We start from the raw sequence: 18889 nt of genomic DNA, 5'->3' as shown, positions 1-18889 counted from the left end.
TAATTGAAATTTGAAGGAGATATTAATTATGAAAAAAGGTAACTCTCGCGTTGAATTGTATTTCAGCCTAACTTTAGTATCCGTCCTCATCTTAACGGCTGCTGCCTTCTTTTCAGGTGTCAAAGTAGGTGCAAACAAGATAGAAGCCAAGTATAGTTACTTGAAGATTACACCTGCTGAACCTGAATTCAACGATTCTTATCAGCAACAAGATTTGGTTACTTTCTATCATACCGTATTTTTACCTTATCGAGAATTCAAATCAGCTTGGGTTGCTAAGACAGACACAATCAATCGAACCGAAGATCCTGCACAAGTCAAAAAGATACTCAAACAACTGCGGATTCTTGCCGATGAGAAGTATAACGCAATTACGAATACAACCATGTATTCCACATCACCATTGCTACAGGAGTCCCAGACAGAATTCCTGAAGAGTATTCGTCTGTTTCGTGAAGCAGCAGATAACATCTCTTCGTCTTCGATTTCTAATAGCGGTGAGAAATTAATGAAAGAATTTCAACAAAATGATTTATACAAGAAAGGAATTAATTATGGCCTTATAGCTCAAAAAAAATATTACAATTCAATGCTAAAATGGAATGCTAAAGTAGACCCATCTTTAACCCTAAAATATGATTTCACAAAAGATATTACTTTCACAACATGGAAAAAATATTCATTAATTGTTAAAAATTCTGCTGTATCCTCATTTTTGACAAAAGATTCAATCTATGGTGCATACGACCCGCAAGATATGACAGCAAGAATTGACAATCTGATCAACTCAGGCAAGACCAAATCTATGAATCTCCATTCCGTAAAAGCAGTTATTAATCTATTGAACACTACCGATGCTGTAAAAGAGAATGACTTCAAAAAGTGGAAAAGCAAATATTACGGTAACGAACTTCTCCCTCAGTTACCCTTCTTTTATGAATAAAACATTTGGTTCTCAGGTCCTCTACAGTATAAGAATCATAGCGAATTATAAGAGGAAATTCAAGTTCACCACTATTGTCGTTAAGAATTAATGCATCATCCTATTGACATCTCTTGCGCGACCATGATACATTATGAAAAAATTAAGTACGAATAAGTCGATGATGGAAAAAAGACAGATCAATAGTCTTCAGAGAGTCGGTGGCTGGTGTAAACCGATGGCGAGAATTTGTCTTAGCATTCCTGAGAAATTGCATTGAAGTTAAGTAGGTGCAATCGGATAATCTCCGTTATAAGATATGGTCATTACGATGACCATTTGAGGCTGCTGATATGATGCAGTGAATTAGGGTGGTACCACGAAACAACTTTCGTCCCTTACTACGCAAGTAGTATGAGGATTGAGAGTTTTTTTTGTTACGCTTTCACCATCATATCTTTAAAGTGGCCACTTTGTTACATTCATCGCCTCTGTTGCGACAACGCGTTAATTCAGCGAAAATGGTTTTTCGGTCATGTGTCTACCTAAAGATACGTACCTACAATATAAAAGTTATAGATTATTAAGGAGGAAAGAAACCATGTTTAAAGTGTTGGTATCGGATCCAATTAGTGATTTAGGAATTCAGAAATTAATGGACGCAGAAGATGTAACCGTTGTGAAGCAAACCGGGCTTAGTGAAGATGAATTAGTAGCGATCATCGGTGAGTATGATGCCTTGCTAGTTCGTAGCCAGACTCGTGTAACAGAACGTATTTTGACTGCTGGAACGAATTTGAAAGCTGTGGGACGTGCAGGGGTTGGTGTTGATAATATCGATTTGGAAGCTGCAACGAAACGTGGAGTCGTAGTCATAAATGCTCCTGATGGAAATACCATCACAACTTGTGAGCACACATTCGCAATGTTGATGGCACTTGCTCGTCATATTCCACAGGCTTATGCTAAGACTATTGCTGGAACATGGGATCGTAAGACTTTCCTTGGCGTAGAACTTAACAACAAAACATTGGGCGTACTCGGTATGGGACGTATCGGTAGTGAAGTTGCTAAACGCGCTAAAGCTTTTGGAATGAATATCCTTGCATATGATCCATTCTTGACACAAGAACGTGCAGAGAAAATGGAAGTGACCTTAGCTTCTGTCAACGATATTATTCTTAATGCAGATTTCATGACTGTACACACACCTTTAACTCCTGAAACTCGTAATATGATTTCACGTCCACAATTCGAAGTGATGAAAAAAGGAATGCGTATCATCAACTGTGCCCGTGGCGGTGTTATTGATGAATTGGCATTAGTGGAAGCTATTGATCAAGGTATTGTTGCAGGTGCAGCCTTTGACGTATTTGAGCATGAACCACCACAAAGTGATCATCCTTTCTTAAATCATCCTCTAATTATTGTTACACCTCACTTGGGTGCATCGACAATCGAAGCCCAAGAGAATGTTGCCATTGATGTATCTGAGGAAGTATTGCACATTCTACGTAATGAGCCTTTCAAGAATGCGGTAAACATTCCACCAGTTGCACCAACTGTTATGAAGAAACTTCAACCTTACTTCTCTCTTGGTGAGAAATTAGGAAGCTTTGCAGCACAAATCACAACAAAAGCTGTAAGCGAAATTCATATCGACTATGCAGGAGATCTCTCTGATGTAGATACATTACCTCTAACACGTTATATCGTAAAGGGTGTTCTTTCCTATCATCTAGGTAACGATGTGAATATTGTTAACTGTATGCATCTAGCTAAATCCCGCGACGTTAACATTGTCGTATCTAAAGCACCTAGAACGAAAGGTTTCACTAATCTCATTTCAGTTACCCTCAAAACGCAAAGCGATCAAGATCGCCTTGTAGCAGGTACACTACTTCAAGGTTATGGTGAACGCATCGTATTGCTTGATAAATTCCCAGTTGATATCGCTCCTGAAGGACATCAAATATTGATCTCTCACAACGATAAACCAGGTATCATTGGACTCGTAGGTACCCTTATCGGTAAGATTGATGTCAATATCGCTTCCATGCAGGTTGGGCGTACGCTTGTTGGTGGATCTGCCCTTATGATATTAACAGTTGATAAAGCTGTACCAAAAGATGTATTAGTTCAACTTGTAGCACTTCAAGAAATTAATACAGCTCAAGAAATTATTCTTAATTAATTACAACTCTACAAATATCACAAAACCGTCGATCCTCGATCGACGGTTTTGTTGATATCACTATCTGCCCATAACTTATGAATCGAATTGATGTTGTTCCCAACCCATTGTCCGCCTTACCGCATCCTGCCACACATGATATAATTTCTCTTTTTTCACTTCATCCATTAAGGGCTGGAACATTCTTTGCGCAGGATTAAATTGTTTCAGTTGATCTTTACTCCATACCTCACTGATTAAACCTGCCAACAATGCAGCTCCAAGTGCCGTTGTTTCTTCATTCTCTGTTCGCGTCACTACTGCCCCAAGGATATCTGCTTGGAATTGCATTAACAGATCGTTAGAGACAGCCCCACCGTCCACACGAAGCTCTCGCAGAGGCATCCCTGCATCTTTCTCCATCGCATTAATAACATCCCTTGATTGATAAGCTAACGACTCTAACGTTGCCCGTACAATATGATTAGATGTCGTACCTCGAGTGAGGCCAAATATAGCACCACGAGCATACATATCCCAATAAGGTGCTCCTAACCCCGTGAATGCAGGAACAACTACGACACCATCGCTTGTAGGTACTTGACTAGCCATCCATTCTGACTGGGCTGGTTCATCAATCCATCCTAGACCTTCTTCTAGCCATTGTACAGCTGCCCCAGCAACAAACACACTACCTTCAAGAGCATAATACATTTCATCTGCCATACCCCATGCTACCGTGGTGAGTAAACCATGTGAGGAGGTAACCCGTTCACATCCTGTATTCATCAGAATGAAACAGCCTGTACCATAGGTGTTTTTGGCACTTCCTGCCTCAAGGCAGGTGTGACCAAAAAGGGCAGCTTGCTGATCACCGAGTACCGAATGTATAGGAACAGCGACGCCATTTAGCCATTTAGGGTCAGTCATCCCGTAGTAATGGCCCGACATACATATCGAAGGAAGAATACACCGTGGAATTTGTAATTCACTTAACAGTTCCTCATCCCAGCTTCTTGTATTTAGATTGAATAACATCGTTCTTGAAGCATTCGTGACATCCGTTGCATGCACTTGTCCACTTGTAAGCTTCCATATCAACCATGTATCCATAGTACCTGCGAGCAGCTCACCTTTGTTCGCCTTCTCCCTCGCACCCTCAACGTGGTCTAGAATCCAAGCTATTTTGGTTGCTGAGAAATAAGCATCAATGAGAAGTCCTGTTGTATCCGTTACTAACTTCGCAAGTCCCCGCTCTTTCAACTCCTCACAAAGCGGTGCCGTACGCCGATCCTGCCATACGATCGCCGGATGAATAGGCTTGCCGCTTGTACGGTCCCAGACGAGTACAGTCTCTCTTTGGTTAGTAATACCAATAGAACATATATCCTCTGGATTAATTTGGCCATTACTCAATGCTTCATTGACTGCAGCGAGTTGTGATTCCCAGATTTCCTCTCCATCGTGTTCTACCCAACCTGGTTCTGGATAACTTTGTCTAATTATCTTTTGACCCTGCGCTACCGGTCGCGCCTGATTATCAAATACAATGGCCCTAGAACTTGTAGTTCCTTGATCAAGAGCTAATATATATTGGTTACTCATACTTACAAGCCTCCTTAACTTCCTATGGGACATCCTAAGGAGTATCCATATGAATGATTTCTATTTCTATTTTTATTTGTTCCACGATGAACAAGATTAATCTTTCTTCTTCTACAAAAAACACCTCCAAAAGAGGTGTTTATTAATCTTATTTCATTATTTGCGGTATTCGACAGGAAGTTTTATAGTAAAAATAGTACCCTTCCCCAACTCACTTGACACTTTAACACTACCATGATGTGCTTCAACAATGCTTGTAACGATGGCAAGCCCAAGTCCAGTACCTGCAGATTCCCCACGAACACGAGCCTTATCGGCCTTATAGAAACGTTCAAAAATAAAAGGTACGTCTTCTTTCGGAATTCCTACACCTTCATCTTTAACCTGTATTTGCAAAAAAGGAGGTTGTTGTTCAACTATAACTCGTTCCGCTATAATGTATACATTTTTGCTCGATGGTGTATGACGGAAAGCATTATCAAGTAAATTAGTCATGACTTGCTCTAACTTATCCTCATCTCCCGTTTGAATGAGTAATTGATCCGAATGCTTCTCATAATGAAGGTGTAAACCGCAATCTTTAGAACGAACTGAGAACTTTCTATAGATCCGTTCAAGCAGTTCACGAATATCTACGTAACCCATATTCATATCAGGATGGCCAGCTTCCATGCGAGCAAGAACTAACAAGTCCTTCACAAGTCTACCCATACGAAGCGACTCATCATGGATCACTTGGATCAATTCTCGGCTTTCCTCAGGAGAGGCTGCCATGCCATCTAATAATGCTTCGCTATAACCCTGCATCATCGAAAGCGGCGTTCTGATCTCATGTGACACATTGGCTACAAAATCAGTACGCATTTTCTCCAAACGTGCTTCCTCAGTCACATCACGCATCACAACCACAGCTCCACGGATATCATCATCCGAATACAAAGGTGTCATAATTACGGACCATACATCTTGTTTCACATGTACCGTAGTACTTGAATCCCCACCACCGTTAAGCGTCATATTAAATAGCTCATGTAACGGTTCAGGTACTTCTAACGTCCGTTCTCCTTGAAGATCCGTAGATTCGTAATCCCAATCAATCGCCTGCCACATTTCAAGAACACGTTCGCCAGGAGGATTGGTAAGGATGACTTTACCAGAATTATCGAATGTAATAACCGCGTCACTCATACTCCGCAGAACACTTGCTAAATGCTCTTTCTCTTGGTTCAGATTACGAATGTTGTCTTCAAGCTCTGCAGCCATGTGATTAAAGGTATTCGCTAATGCACCGATCTCATCACTTGTTACTACGGATAGACGGGTTCCATACTCTCCTTTACGAATAGCCTCCGCAGCTTGAATTAACTTTTGCATCGGCTGTGTAATCCTCGAGAGAAGGAACAATCCAAAAAAAGTAGTCATGGAGAAACCGATAATGGATGTGTAAGTAAATAAGCGTTTGATGTCTCCTGAATTTGCAAAGTTCGTGTCAATATAGGGTAACAAGAATAGCCCCAGCGTAATTAGGACTACAGCGACTAGACAAATAATTGTTAGCCATATTTTACCGACAAGTGTTTTCCAGAAATTCACGTTATTTCGAGACCTCTAACTTGTAACCTACACCCCATACCGTCGTAATCATCGTCGCTGACTCTGGAGATACTTTATTTAATTTCTCTCTTAAACGTTTAACATGCGTATCTACGGTACGTAAATCTCCGAAAAACTCATAATTCCATACATCTTTTAAAAGCTCTTCTCTTGAAAATACTTTGTCTGGAGAAGTGGCCAAATAGTGTAACAGCTCATATTCCTTAGGCGTGAGACTGACCTCTTCACCACTGGCTGTAACGCGATGAGCATCATGTTCGATAACCAAGTGGGGAAATACAATATCGTTACTAGAGTTCCCTTCCTTAGATAAATAGGAAGTCGTTGAAGATCGTCGCAAAATTGCTTTAACCCGATAAATGACTTCTCGCGGACTAAATGGTTTTACCACATAATCATCTGCTCCAACCTCAAAGCCTTGCACTCGGTTAATTTCTTCTCCTTTTGCCGTAAGCATCAGGATCGGAGTCGATTTCACTTGTCTAAGACGAGTGCATACTTCAACGCCATCCATACCCGGAAGCATAAGATCCAAAATAACTAAACCGTAATCATTCGATGTCGCTTTCTGAAGTGCAATCTCTCCATCTTCAGCTTCATCAATCACATAACCTTCTTTTTCTAAATACATTTTAAGTAACCGTCTGATTCGTTCTTCATCATCAACTATCAATATCCGATTCAATTCCTCTGACATCATCAACAACCCCTTAATTATCCTACGTAGGACCAGTGAAAGCCCGATTCTCGGATAGATAGACTATGTAATACAAAAAATTGTTCTCCTAAAGATCAATTATAACGAAAATCCGTTTCAACATTCAACATCAAATGTGAAACGGATTGTCGAATTAGACATAATTTGTAACTTCAACTTAATTCGTGCCTGCATATGAGTGTAGACCCGCTATAACTAAATTAACACCTACCAATGTAAACATAACGATCATAAATCCTAGAACTGCAAGCCAAGCAGATTTCTTTCCTTGCCATCCACGAGATAATCTCAAATGTAAATATACACTATAGAATAACCACGTGATAAGTGCCCATACTTCTTTCGGATCCCATCCCCAGAAGCGACCCCAAGCGATTTGAGCCCACATCATTGCAAAAATAAGTGCTCCTAAAGTGAAAATGGGAAAACCTATGGCGATAGACCGATAAGTAATTTCGTCAAGATCGTCGGCATCAAGCCCTTTTAACAAAGGATGTATTGCCCGACCAAGCGGTTTGCGAAGGATAAGACGAATGAGTGCATAAAGAATGAGACCTGCTAATACTGACCATATAATGGTATTCAATTTTCTACCTGCATTAATACCAACCATCCATGATGGTGCCTCAAATAATGGTTCTTTCATTCCCAAGAAGGATTGGAAGCTTTCCACCTTACTTTGATAAGGTGCAACGATTGGCGGTAATTTATACTCGACTCGTGAAACCTTTGATTCTTGTTCTTGTGTGAATACGGATTCATATCCACCTACACGGAAAGCATACACTGAAGCAATAAATCCAATAACAACTACGATGGAAAGTAGTGTAAACTCCACGCCACGTTGTTGTCGTCGATCACTTTTTTCCTTGCTATTGAAATCTACCGTACGTAGCAGATACATAAATCCAGCAGCAAAACCAATGGCAAAAAATGATTCACCCAATGCTGCCATCGTTACATGAACTTGCAACCACCAAGACTGTAATGAAGGAATCAGCGGTTGAGCTTCCTGAGGGAAAACAGCTGCATACGCCATAATAATAATAGCAATTGGAACAGCGAAGAGTCCCAAAAGTGTCTTTCTATATATGATAAATATAACGGTGAATGCGATGATAATCATCATAGACAGCGTGCTCATAAACTCAAACATATTACTAACTGGAATATGCCCTGCACCAGCCCAGCGGGTGAAGAAGTAGATCAAATGAGCGACAAGTCCTAACGTGGACACCAAGAAGGAGAGCCTTCCCCATTTCTTCATATGTTGCTCGGGATCACGATTTCTCCAAACACGTCCCATAACGGCAACTCCATACAAGATAAAAGCCACACAGTAGACCAAGAACGCAATAGTAAAAAACATGCTACTAAAATCTAATAATTTCATACTTGGTTTCCTCCGTTATCTAGAGACTTTTCGTCCACTTCCATATTCACCTTTTGTAGTACTACAGTAATTTCCTTCCGGATGCCGAACCAATTCTTGTTAGTGTGGGCAGCAAGAGTCAAATCACCTTCATCGATGCGTATCCATATACGACGATGTTGCCAGTAGAACCCCATGACAAGACCAAGCATACCAATGGCTGAACCCAGCCATACAAATGGCATAACTTTATCTACCCGAATGTTTAAATAGGTTGTGGACATCGAAAAGTCCACGTTACTCATCCCATCTACATCCAGTTCGAACAAATTATATGCGCCAGCTAACTTTTCATTGATGATGTCCTGTTGAAATCGTTGTTTATCAATCTGCTTAGGAAAATAAAAGTATTGAACACCTTCCGCCGGTAGATTCGGACCCTTGATCAAAAAAAGAAATGATGGCGCATTCGGATTAGGTGATATAGAAACAGGCTCACCTAGATCATTCATTCCAAAATCCATATACTTCTCTACCAGATTAAGTGTGTACTCTCCCACTTGATAAGTGCGCTCAGGATTTCGAATATCCAGCTTGAACTGCCCTATATCCTTACCGGTCTTCTTCTCAATTAAAGAAGGTGTAACCGATCTCAATATCGGGTTTGTATCAAAATCAAATTGATATGCCTTAAGTCCCTTATAATTTAAAGGATCATTGACTTCAATCGGGTGACTGTCTACTTCAACTAACTGAGGTTCCTTGGAAGGATCCTTACAATCTGCAGTACATTCATAGAGCGTTGCTTGAGTCTGAAATAGCTTAGGAAGCATCTTCCCTTTTCCCTTAAATTCCTCAGGGAGGTCATCTTCCGTATAGTACTCTACGGTAAATTTCTCATTTTTTAAATAGAAAGACGTATTGGGAATAGGCTTGATTTCCCCTTCAGGAAAGGCTAAATGTTGATCCATATTTAAACCTGGAAGCCCTCGTGCAAGTACTGCCAATAAGAAAATGATCAATCCAATATGAAGGATATAAGGCCCCCAACGACTGAAGCGATATTTCTCGGCAAGTAATGCACTTCCATCTGTATGTACACGGTATCCCCTTTTTTTAAGCGCTGGTACTATGTTGTTAATCCAAACTTCCTCATCTTCATCTAACCGTGTCTGATATACGACTTTTTGACGCGTCAGGAATTGCATATGTTTGCGAATCTTTCGTTTCGAGAGTGCCTTATATAAGGGCAATACACGATCCAGACTACAAATCACAAGCGAAGCTCCAATCATCACAAGAAGCAAGACAAACCACCATGACTCATACGTGTGTGACAAGCCTAGCTTATAATAAATTAAACCCGCGGTCCCATAAGTCTCAGGATAATATGTTGCAGCATCAATGTTTAAGAACGTACTTTCTTGAGGAAAGATCGTTCCGAACATAGAACCAAGCAACGTGAGTACAATCATATATACGGCAATCTTTACTGAGCTGAAAAAGTTCCAAATACGATCAATCATGTTAGGGGTGCTACGTTGTGAGCGACGGGCCATCCCGTCATATCTCATCTCTAATAATTTGTCAGACTCTTGATCTTCCTTACTTATGGGTTTACCACAAGCTTCACAAAGCACCGTTCCCACTGGGTTTTGATGGCCACATTCACACTTTGTATTCTTAAATGACAATATATCTGGGATCATTGGTTACTCACCAGCTGTTCAATTTCATAATCCAAGGTACTTAAATCAAGTTCCCCTAAATGAATTTTCTTTATTCTACCATCTGCTGCTACGAATAACGTTGTAGGTAACGGTGAAATCCCATAACTCTGAATGGCTTCTTTGTTGGGATCTAACAGGATTGGAAAACTAATATTGGCCTGTTTCACGAAATTATCAACTGACATAACATCTTCACCGGCATTAATACCTATAACAACCACATCCTTGTCCTTCCACTTCTCCGATTGCGCTTGAAGTGCAGGCATCTCTTTGACACATGGTTTACACCATGTACCCCAGAAATTAATAACCATTGCCTTCCCCTTGTATTCATCAAGGTTATGAACGCTACCGTCCAATCCTAACAAATTAAAGGAGGGTGCTTTATCTCCAACCTCAGGTTTGCCTCCCGATCCATTTACGTTAGAGATAATGGCATACCCTCCTAGAATGACAATCATAAGCAAAATAACGATCTGGACTTTTTTTCTGGATTTCCCCAATTTCAAAGCCTCCCTCTATGACAATAATCATAATAAATTCACGCAGTGTGAACATCCTATGAACAATTATAACGATTATTGTCACAAATGTGGCGAGAGATTTTGAAATTTATGTGTCTTGCTATTTATTTTTTCGGTAATTTAGGAGATTTAGCCAATTTAATTAGATCTTCTATTTCATTTTTCGTTAAATGGCGGAATAATCCTCGCTTAAGGTTCTGAAGCAACAGATCACCAAAAGAGATTCTCTTCAATTTAATTACTGGATGTGAAATAGCTTCAAACATTCTACGAACTTGGCGATTACGCCCTTCATAAATCGTAATAGAGATCGTTGCTTCATTCTTCGCCGTATCGATGTCCTTGTACTCTACATCAGCAGGAGATGTCATCCCATCATCAAGCATAATTCCTTGCTTCAGCTTGTCCAGTTCAGTACCATGAGGCACCCCTTTCACTGTCGCCATATATGTTTTTGGCACATGGTGTTTGGGATGCGTAAGAAGATTAGCAAACTCTCCATCATTTGTGAGTAGAAGTAGACCTTCAGTGTCATAATCAAGTCTTCCCACTGGATATACTCTTTCTTTAATATCTCTTAAATAATCAGAAACAATCTTACGGCCTTCAGGGTCAGATGCACTAGTAATAACACCCTTAGGTTTGTTCATAACTAGATAAACCTTCTTCTCATTACGAATAGGTCTACCGCTTACCGTAATGATATCTTGGTCGGGGTCAGCCTTTGTTCCTAGTGTAGTTACGACTTCCCCGTTAACTTCCACCTTACCGGCTACGATTAAATCCTCGCATTTACGTCGAGAAGCAATCCCAGCTTGTGCTAATATTTTCTGTAATCTTTCCATATTCGATAATTCACCTCATGCTAATGATACCCATCAGCAGGATAAATCACAAGTTCATTCCATGGAAAATGAGAACCTGGACAGATTTGTGAATGAGGATGGAGATATAAAGGGGAAATTTCATACTGTCTGGAGAGTTCCATAATCAGCTTACTAGCCGTGAAAAGTTGTTGTTTCGCCCTAAGGGACATCAACTCATAGGCTTGATTGAAATGACCTTCAAGACAGATATGAATATATTCAAGATCAGTTAGTACTGGAGAGACAATGATGGAGGAGTCGGAACTTATCCAGAAATCATATCTTTTTTCGTACATCGATGAACATGCAGAGTGATGAATCATAAAACCTTCATATGGCATATACTCACCTCATTCTAAGGGACGCTTGGCTTGTATAGAATATGAAGGATATTTCCTATTGGTATAGGCAATTTCATTAACTATGTATTTTTATAATTAATTTGATGTTATCCAAAGAAAATGAGACATACCGCTATTGCTGCGACAAAACCAACCGCATCTGAGAATAGCCCTACCTTAAGAGCATACCGTCCATTACGAATACCAACAGCCCCCATATATACAGTAAGAACATATAACGTCGTATCAGTACTTCCTTGTATTGTAGATGCCATTCTCCCAATCATTGAATCGGGTCCATACACTCGAATTAAATCTGTAGCAAACGCAAGCGACCCCGTTCCGGTTAATGGACGGAGAAGACCTAACGGCAGAATTTCGCTAGGAACGCCTATAGAAGTAAGAAAGGAACCTGTCCAACCCACAAAGAAATCAAGTGCACCTGATGCACGAAATATACTAATTGCCACCATCATTCCAACAAGATGAGGAATAATCTGAACCGCTGTCGAGAATCCGTCTTTGGCTCCATCAATAAAGGATTCGTAGACAGGTACTTTTTTAGTAAACGCAAATAAGGGGATAAATACAATAATGATTGGTATTGCCCAAGTAGAAATTAGATTAATGAGTGCATACACAAAGAATCATCCTTTCAGGCTCGGCTTAGAAGAGATACTTTTGCGCGGTGGTGTACGATCTCTATGAAGATTCCATCTTCTACACCAACGATCGGCCAAGATAGCAGCCATTGTAGCAATGGCTGTAGCTACCAAGGTAGTGCCGACAATCTCAGTTGGGCTAGCTGAATTGTAATTAATTCGAATAGCGATAAGCGTTGTTGGAATCAGGGTAACACTAGCGGTATTTAGAGCAAGTAACGTACACATGGCTGGGCTTGCAACTTCTTTATCGGGATTAAGGGTCTGAAGTTCCTGCATCGCTTTAATGCCCATTGGTGTTGCTGCATTCCCTAGACCAAGCAGATTAGCACTCATATTCGAAAGAATATATCCAATTGCGGGATGATCACGGGGGACATCGGGAAATAAGAATCTGACGATAGGATTTAATGCTTTTGCAATTTTTTTCAGAAGACCAGAGTCCTCCGCAATTCGCATCATGCCCATCCAGAATACAAGGACACTGATGAGACCAAAACAGACCGTAACTCCTGTCTTTGCACCATCAAATGCTGCTGTCGTTACCGACTCTATATTTCCTGAAACGGCCGCAAATACAAAACCAATGACTATTAATGCAAGCCAGATCGCGTTGATCATCCCCGTTACCTCCCAACTTTTCGTTCGATAAATACCATTCTATTTCTCTTATCTAAATGACCAACATTTCTTTTAACAATTTACCAATAACAGACACCCATGTACTGCTCTGGTTGTTCGCCCCTTGTTGCATGACATCTTTAGTCGGATTTGAGTTCTCTGGAAGGAAGCTCCCCTGAGAATAAACAGGTACTTTGCCAATCTTTTTCCCCTCAAATATAAATTCAATCCTACCCTTTAATCCAAAAGAGATATCCACATCCTTAGACACTGGTTTCAGTAAAACAAGTCGCTTCGTAATCGCATCCTCTTCTCCTTCTGCTACGGGATAAGAGAATGACTGGCTTGTAACAAGTTCCTGTCCTTCAATCTTCTGTCCTCGTTGTATCAAGTTCACAAGAGGAAAATACGCAAAACCGTAATCAAGCATTTTCCCATGATCATTCCAGTCATCACCATCATTTATAGTGACACTAACAAGCTGTTGATTATTTCTAGTGGCTGAACTAACAAGGCAACGAAACGCCTTTTTTGTATAACCTGTCTTCACTCCATCCGCTCCATCATAAAAGCGTAACATCTTATTTTTATTATCCCATTTGTAATCCCATGCTTCATTAGGGTTAGGGACTTTCTTTACAGGAGTCTTAACAATTTCCTTGAACATCGGATTATGCATGGCATACGCGGTCAATGTTGCTAAGTCATTTGCAGAAGAATAATGTCCCTCTGCATCCAATCCATGAGGATTCATGAAGTGAGTATGCTTCAGTCCTAATTCCTCTGCTTTGGCATTCATTAAATAGACAAATCCCTCTTCTGAACCTCCTACATGTTCAGCTATGGCTGTAGCTGCATCATTTCCCGAGCGTAACATGAGTCCATAAAGCATATTCTCCAGACCCATTTGCTCACCCAACTTCAAATATATAGAGGAGCCTTCTTTGGCATAGGCATTTTTACTTACTTTAACTGGCTGATTCATCTGTCCATGTTCAATAGCCACAATAGCTGTCATAATTTTAGTCAAGCTAGCGATACGAAGTTCATCATCACCATGTTTGGAGAAGAGCACACGACCCGAGGTAACATCCATTAATGATGCTGCTTGAGCATGCGTGGATACACCGTTTTGCATTTGTCTCGCATGAGTAGGCACCACATAGCCAATGGATACACATAGACATATCATTAGAAGATTTCCGAATTTAATCTTATTGTTCATGTTGTTCTTGTCCTCCAGCGAATTCTTGGGGTTCTAGTACAAGTATATGCTTGGCTATAAACAGGTATGTCCTTCATTAATTCATAACATTTACGTAAAACGAAAAACCCCTTCCGTTGTCAATCGGAAGGGGGCGTCTTCTTCTTTAAAACACAATGTTATCTGATTTATCCCCGGCAGATGCAGTAGTAGAGAAACCATTTGCTTTATTTTGTTTATTTGAATTTTTCTGACACATTTCTTGAATCTTCTCCATCACATACGGTACGGTATCAATCATTTTTTCATAAATATGTGTCTGACAATCAAGTGGTAAGATATACACGCCATCTTTACCTACTACAAGAAAAGCGATAGGACGAATGGATACTCCACCACCCGTACCTCCTCCAAATGGGAGAATTTTTTTATCTTGTTGATCATTTGTACCAGAATTCTTGGTTGAACCCTCAATGCGAAAATCACTACCACCAGCAGCAAATCCGAAAGCAACTTTGCTAATCGGCAGAATCACACTACCATCAGGTGTCTGAACAGGATCACCCACAATCGTGTTCACATCCACCATTCCTTTAATGTTCTCCATTGCCGTCTGCATTAACCCTTGAATAGGATGATCAGACATGTTATTTCCTCCTTAGTGCGATAATAATAAGGACTTTCCTTCGCTTTTTGTATTATGCGCATTATGGAGGAGGAGTATGTACGGTCCCCATAAAGTAAGGAGATAAAGGACAACAAGTAAAAGGACCCTCAATAGAGAGTCCTTTTTAGTATTGATGAATCATTCGACACTTCTGTCTATTTGATATAACTCAATTCACTTATCTTTGAATTAATCTCCTCTAGTTCGGTAGTAATTAGAAGTATTTCCTTATCTACCTCTTCCTCCATTGCAGCAAGTTCTTTTTTGTACCTCATAAGTTCCTCTGCTATGTCATGATCAGGAAATTCCCTTTTTAATCTTTCCAATATTTTTATTTTCCCTTGAATTTCCCTGTATTGAGGGTCCTCCGCTATAAATCTTTTTTTCACATCTACTTTTGACCACTTGCTGTTTAAAACAATCCTTTCAGATTTCATGTTTTTCAAATTCTCTTTTTTCGTTGCAAGCTCTGCATTTTGTTCAGCTGTGTTTACGTGCCGAGAAGAATATTCTGGCAGCGTTCCTTTATCTTTCAATTGGTTAAATAAGCGGTATAGTGTGGTTGCGGCTTCAGCTCTTGTCAGGATTTGTTTTGGGTGAAATTTCCCCTGATAAGCTGTCAACACCCCTGAATTATGCAGGCCTGCGATCTGAGGTCCCAATATAGCTGAGTTATCACCATCGAAAAATCCGTTATCAGCGAAGAGAGGGTATAAAGCGTTTGTTTGATCGACTGTATGGTCATAGCGATCATCATCTGCATAGCCTTGTTCTGCTTCAATGATCCTAATATCGTCTATATTCTCTTTTATAATACGGTATGCTTCGTCGTCCCTAGCTTCTTCGTAGATTGTCGGTAAGAGCTTAACCGCACCGATTCTAGTTAACTTGGTGTTGGGGAAGAACTTGTACGTAGTCACTTTATTTTTATAAGATTGGGTGTAAGTACCCCATAATCCAGTAGAAACAACATTATTTATATATTTGTAAGCAAAGTTGCTAGAGGGAACGTCTTCAAATTTTTTTATATCCCAGTCACTCCCGGATTTGTTTGGCATGTACTTGTCAAACAGTCGAGCGTACATACTTACGAACTCCGCTTTAGTGACTCCTTGATCAGGCTTGAAGGTTCCATCTGAGTAGCCTTTGATGATACCTTGGCCTGTCATATAGTTGATTGATTCAACAGCCCACGCATGTTTAGCGTCAGTTACGTCCGTGAATTTGGTACTTTGGGCATTAGCGGCAGTAGCGTTGAATGCTAAGGCCATGACCAGTGTGAAAGCTAACATGATTTTCTTCATTTTCATTACCATCTTTCTCATATGTATTTGTATGCTATCATAAATAATTCATAATTCTTCTCTTGTTGTCGATAATAGTCATATTTTGTATTATATCCGATCTATATATTGAAAGGAAAGCAAAGTTAACCTTTTATGAGGGGGAGAAGGATTAATGTGTTCACATTTGATATATAAAAAGACACTGGTTATGATAAACAGTGTCTTTACTATAAGTTACAGGATTTAGTACCATTCTGAAGTCTAAACAACGATTCAATCGAATAAACAACCTATTTATGTATATTTTTCAAAATAACATTCAGTAACCACTATTCCCCTATCCATTCTACCTTCCCATCTGCCATTAACGTTTAAACAAGATGTTCTTCCATTTCTTCACGCCTCCCTTAACCTTCAACACGCGTATCATTAGAACCAGTCCTGCATATAAGGCGTATCCAAATGATATCTGTGCGTTACAAGAGATCTCACTTGTAAATTGAGGCCTGTCTTCAAATACAGGAACGACAAACAATTGAGGATAAGTCTTCATTTGTACCTGATGTGATAACCAACCAACAATGAATGCCTTCGCACTCCATACTAGGCCTGTAGCGGTTGCAGTGCTTGCAGCATCGCCAACACTAAAATGCGTAGACCACATAAACTTTACGATAGAGAGTCGAGATAACGTACGTTTCATCCATATCTTAAATGATTCCGTCGCTGCAAGAATTTCATGAATCTCTCTTATCCAAAAGTCAATTTTACGTTTATTCACTTGTGTTTCACTGTCATCCGTTCTCGATGCACCCATACCGACATTTTTTTTCTTTTCAACTTTGACGATTAACCCTTTTTTCATATTCTCAAATTTCAACATGGGTAACTCATAGTGATAACGAATCAAACCATATAACATCGTAACATTGAATACAACTTCTTCGTTCTTCCCTTGTTTACTCAGCCTAATGTCCATATTAATCTTAGAGAGAAGAACAGTAATAATGAGCAGCACGAGAACAAATACAATTATTATTGAAATCCACACATGTAAACCCCCATGCCTGTTTGAAATTAACGTCTGTCCTTAGTATGGCAACTATACTTGGAAAAAATTCGGCAAATAAGATAAACACAACAAAAACCGCCATTTCTAAACGAAATGACGGTTGTGTTATGAATGATAGCATTAACTAATCTTTGACATCATCGAATGTCAGTTGACGACCATCCAAACGATCAAATAACATTTGAGTCTCTTCTTCAAGGTTGTCCTTATTCTCGAAAAGAGAAGGTTCAGGTAAATCCTTAAGTGCTGCCAATCCGAAATGATCTAAGAATGCTTTCGTTGTACCATAAAGGATAGGGCGGCCAATCGCTTCTGCACGGCCTTTCTCTTCTATAAGATCTTTATTAACTAAAGTATGAATGGCACGTTCTGATTTCACTCCACGAATCTCTTCGATCTCTACACGAGTGATAGGTTGCCGATAGGCTACAATAGACAACGTCTCAAGCGCTGCCTGAGATAATGTGGCACGAGAAGGTGAATATGCTAATCGTTCGAAATACATAGCATGCTCTTGGTGTGTAGCTAACTGGTAGCTCCCTGCAATCTGAATAATTTGAAGTCCACGTTGTTGACTTATGAAATCTTCTTTCATCTCTTCCAATGCATCACTGACTAACTCGTTACGTTGTTCTACAATTTCTGCAATCTGTTTAACACTTAGTCCTTCATCTCCTGCTAGAAATAACAGGCCTTCAATAATCGATTTCAACATCGGGTATTCCATGTAATTCTTCTTCTCCTCTCCATTCCATGACGATGTCATCGAACAGCCTTTCTTGATAACACAAAATTTGTTTCATTTTCATTAGCTCTAGAATTGCCAGAAATGTCACCACAATCTCATGGCGAACCATATCCTCATGTAGTAACTTAGAGAACAGCACTTTCCCGCCTTTTCCTCCACGTTTCAAAGCTTCCACAACATCCCTTATACGATCTTTTACAGATATTTCATCTCTATGGATTCGAGCATAGGAATTTCGCTTGACCACTTTACGTAATGCCTTCTGAAAAGCCGCAACCAAATCTACGGTGTGCAGTCCCTGAACAGGATTATCCGCTACAGTAGGCATCCATGAAGCCAAATCTTCCGGTTCTTTCGAAAAAATAAGACTTCTTTCCCATTCGCGTTCATGGAGATGTTGAGCAATCCCTTTGTATTTACGGTATTCTATGAGCTTTTGCACCAAATCCATCCGAGGATCATAATCATCCTCCTCATAGAAATCGAAATCATCCATCTCAATGATCGGTGGTTTAGGGAGCAACAATTTGCTCTTAATAGATAATAAAGTAGCTGCCATCACAAGAAATTCACTCGTAACTTCCAGTTCGAGTTCCTGCATATTCTGCAAATAAACCATATACTGTTCCGTAATCTCAGTGACGGGGATATCCTGGATGTTGATTTCCGCTTTATCTATTAAGTGTAGCAGCAGATCCAGCGGTCCTTCAAATGTTTCCAGCTTATATTGTACAGACACGATAAATCCTCCCGCCAGAAATAAT

18 protein-coding genes and 1 other annotated feature are annotated in these 18889 nt (G+C 40.0%); of the genes, 2 read left to right on the top strand and 16 right to left on the bottom strand.

Annotation, left to right across the window (positions count from 1 at the left end):
• Positions 1-28 precede the first annotated feature (28 nt).
• Both PGLA_RS06160 and serA read left to right on the top strand, forming a co-directional pair.
• Entirely contained in the window at positions 29-943 is a 915-nt protein-coding gene (locus PGLA_RS06160) for a hypothetical protein (protein ID WP_068530315.1), read from the top strand.
• A gap of 151 nt (positions 944-1094) precedes the next feature.
• Positions 1095-1324 (top strand) — a binding site (T-box leader).
• A gap of 199 nt (positions 1325-1523) precedes the next feature.
• Entirely contained in the window at positions 1524-3116 is a 1593-nt protein-coding gene (serA, locus tag PGLA_RS06155; protein WP_068530311.1) for a phosphoglycerate dehydrogenase, read from the top strand.
• Between the two features lie 75 nt (positions 3117-3191).
• On the opposite strand, the gene glpK is transcribed toward serA, so the two are convergent.
• From glpK to PGLA_RS06075, 16 genes are all read right to left on the bottom strand, one after another.
• Positions 3192-4700 carry a glycerol kinase GlpK gene (gene glpK, locus PGLA_RS06150; protein ID WP_068530308.1) on the bottom strand — a complete coding sequence of 503 codons (1509 nt, stop codon included), beginning with the start codon at positions 4698-4700 and terminating at the stop codon, positions 3192-3194.
• A gap of 156 nt (positions 4701-4856) precedes the next feature.
• A complete protein-coding gene (locus PGLA_RS06145) occupies positions 4857-6293 on the bottom strand; it encodes an ATP-binding protein (RefSeq protein WP_068530304.1) in 1437 nt (478 codons plus the stop codon).
• 1 nt (position 6294) lies between these two features.
• Positions 6295-7011, bottom strand: coding sequence for a response regulator transcription factor (locus PGLA_RS06140; protein ID WP_068530302.1), 717 nt, complete (start codon positions 7009-7011; stop codon positions 6295-6297).
• 178 nt (positions 7012-7189) lie between these two features.
• Positions 7190-8425 carry a cytochrome c biogenesis protein CcsA gene (gene ccsA, locus PGLA_RS06135; protein ID WP_068530299.1) on the bottom strand — a complete coding sequence of 412 codons (1236 nt, stop codon included), beginning with the start codon at positions 8423-8425 and terminating at the stop codon, positions 7190-7192.
• Complete coding sequence (gene resB / locus PGLA_RS06130; RefSeq protein ID WP_068530296.1) at positions 8422-10113, bottom strand: cytochrome c biogenesis protein ResB; 1692 nt, start codon at positions 10111-10113, stop codon at positions 8422-8424. Before resB ends, ccsA begins: the two co-directional genes overlap by 4 nt.
• Positions 10110-10637, bottom strand: a complete 528-nt coding sequence (locus tag PGLA_RS06125) for a redoxin domain-containing protein (protein WP_068530293.1) — start codon at positions 10635-10637, stop codon at positions 10110-10112. The genes resB and PGLA_RS06125 overlap by 4 nt, the downstream gene beginning before the upstream one ends.
• Before the next feature lie 125 nt (positions 10638-10762).
• Positions 10763-11503, bottom strand: a complete 741-nt coding sequence (locus PGLA_RS06120; protein ID WP_068530291.1) for a pseudouridine synthase — start codon at positions 11501-11503, stop codon at positions 10763-10765.
• Between the two features lie 20 nt (positions 11504-11523).
• Complete coding sequence (locus tag PGLA_RS06115) at positions 11524-11865, bottom strand: hypothetical protein (protein ID WP_068530288.1); 342 nt, start codon at positions 11863-11865, stop codon at positions 11524-11526.
• A gap of 107 nt (positions 11866-11972) precedes the next feature.
• Positions 11973-12506 carry a spore maturation protein gene (locus PGLA_RS06110; RefSeq protein ID WP_068530285.1) on the bottom strand — a complete coding sequence of 178 codons (534 nt, stop codon included), beginning with the start codon at positions 12504-12506 and terminating at the stop codon, positions 11973-11975.
• A gap of 6 nt (positions 12507-12512) precedes the next feature.
• Complete coding sequence (locus PGLA_RS06105) at positions 12513-13148, bottom strand: nucleoside recognition domain-containing protein (protein ID WP_068530281.1); 636 nt, start codon at positions 13146-13148, stop codon at positions 12513-12515.
• A 52-nt stretch (positions 13149-13200) separates the two neighbouring features.
• The gene (locus PGLA_RS06100; RefSeq protein ID WP_068530278.1) at positions 13201-14373 is read right to left on the bottom strand and encodes a D-alanyl-D-alanine carboxypeptidase family protein; all 1173 of its coding nucleotides are present in this window, start codon (positions 14371-14373) and stop codon (positions 13201-13203) included.
• 145 nt (positions 14374-14518) lie between these two features.
• Positions 14519-14998, bottom strand: coding sequence for a GerW family sporulation protein (gene ytfJ, locus PGLA_RS06095; RefSeq protein ID WP_068530275.1), 480 nt, complete (start codon positions 14996-14998; stop codon positions 14519-14521).
• A 176-nt stretch (positions 14999-15174) separates the two neighbouring features.
• Positions 15175-16329: an S-layer homology domain-containing protein gene (locus tag PGLA_RS06090; RefSeq protein ID WP_068530272.1), complete on the bottom strand. Its 1155-nt coding sequence runs from the start codon at positions 16327-16329 to the stop codon at positions 15175-15177.
• A 340-nt stretch (positions 16330-16669) separates the two neighbouring features.
• On the bottom strand, positions 16670-17356 hold the full coding sequence (locus PGLA_RS06085; protein ID WP_084410786.1) for a DUF2953 domain-containing protein: 687 nt from the start codon (positions 17354-17356) through the stop codon (positions 16670-16672).
• 145 nt (positions 17357-17501) lie between these two features.
• The gene (gene scpB / locus PGLA_RS06080) at positions 17502-18104 is read right to left on the bottom strand and encodes an SMC-Scp complex subunit ScpB (RefSeq protein ID WP_068530266.1); all 603 of its coding nucleotides are present in this window, start codon (positions 18102-18104) and stop codon (positions 17502-17504) included.
• Positions 18073-18864 (bottom strand): segregation/condensation protein A, encoded by a 792-nt coding sequence (locus tag PGLA_RS06075; protein WP_068530264.1) that lies wholly within the window; start codon positions 18862-18864, stop codon positions 18073-18075. The genes scpB and PGLA_RS06075 overlap by 32 nt, the downstream gene beginning before the upstream one ends.
• Positions 18865-18889 lie beyond the last annotated feature (25 nt).

The sequence above is a fragment of the Paenibacillus glacialis genome (assembly GCF_001637205.1).
Lineage (GTDB): Bacteria > Bacillota > Bacilli > Paenibacillales > Paenibacillaceae > Paenibacillus_AQ > Paenibacillus_AQ glacialis.
This window is presented reverse-complemented; position numbering and strand designations above follow the sequence as displayed.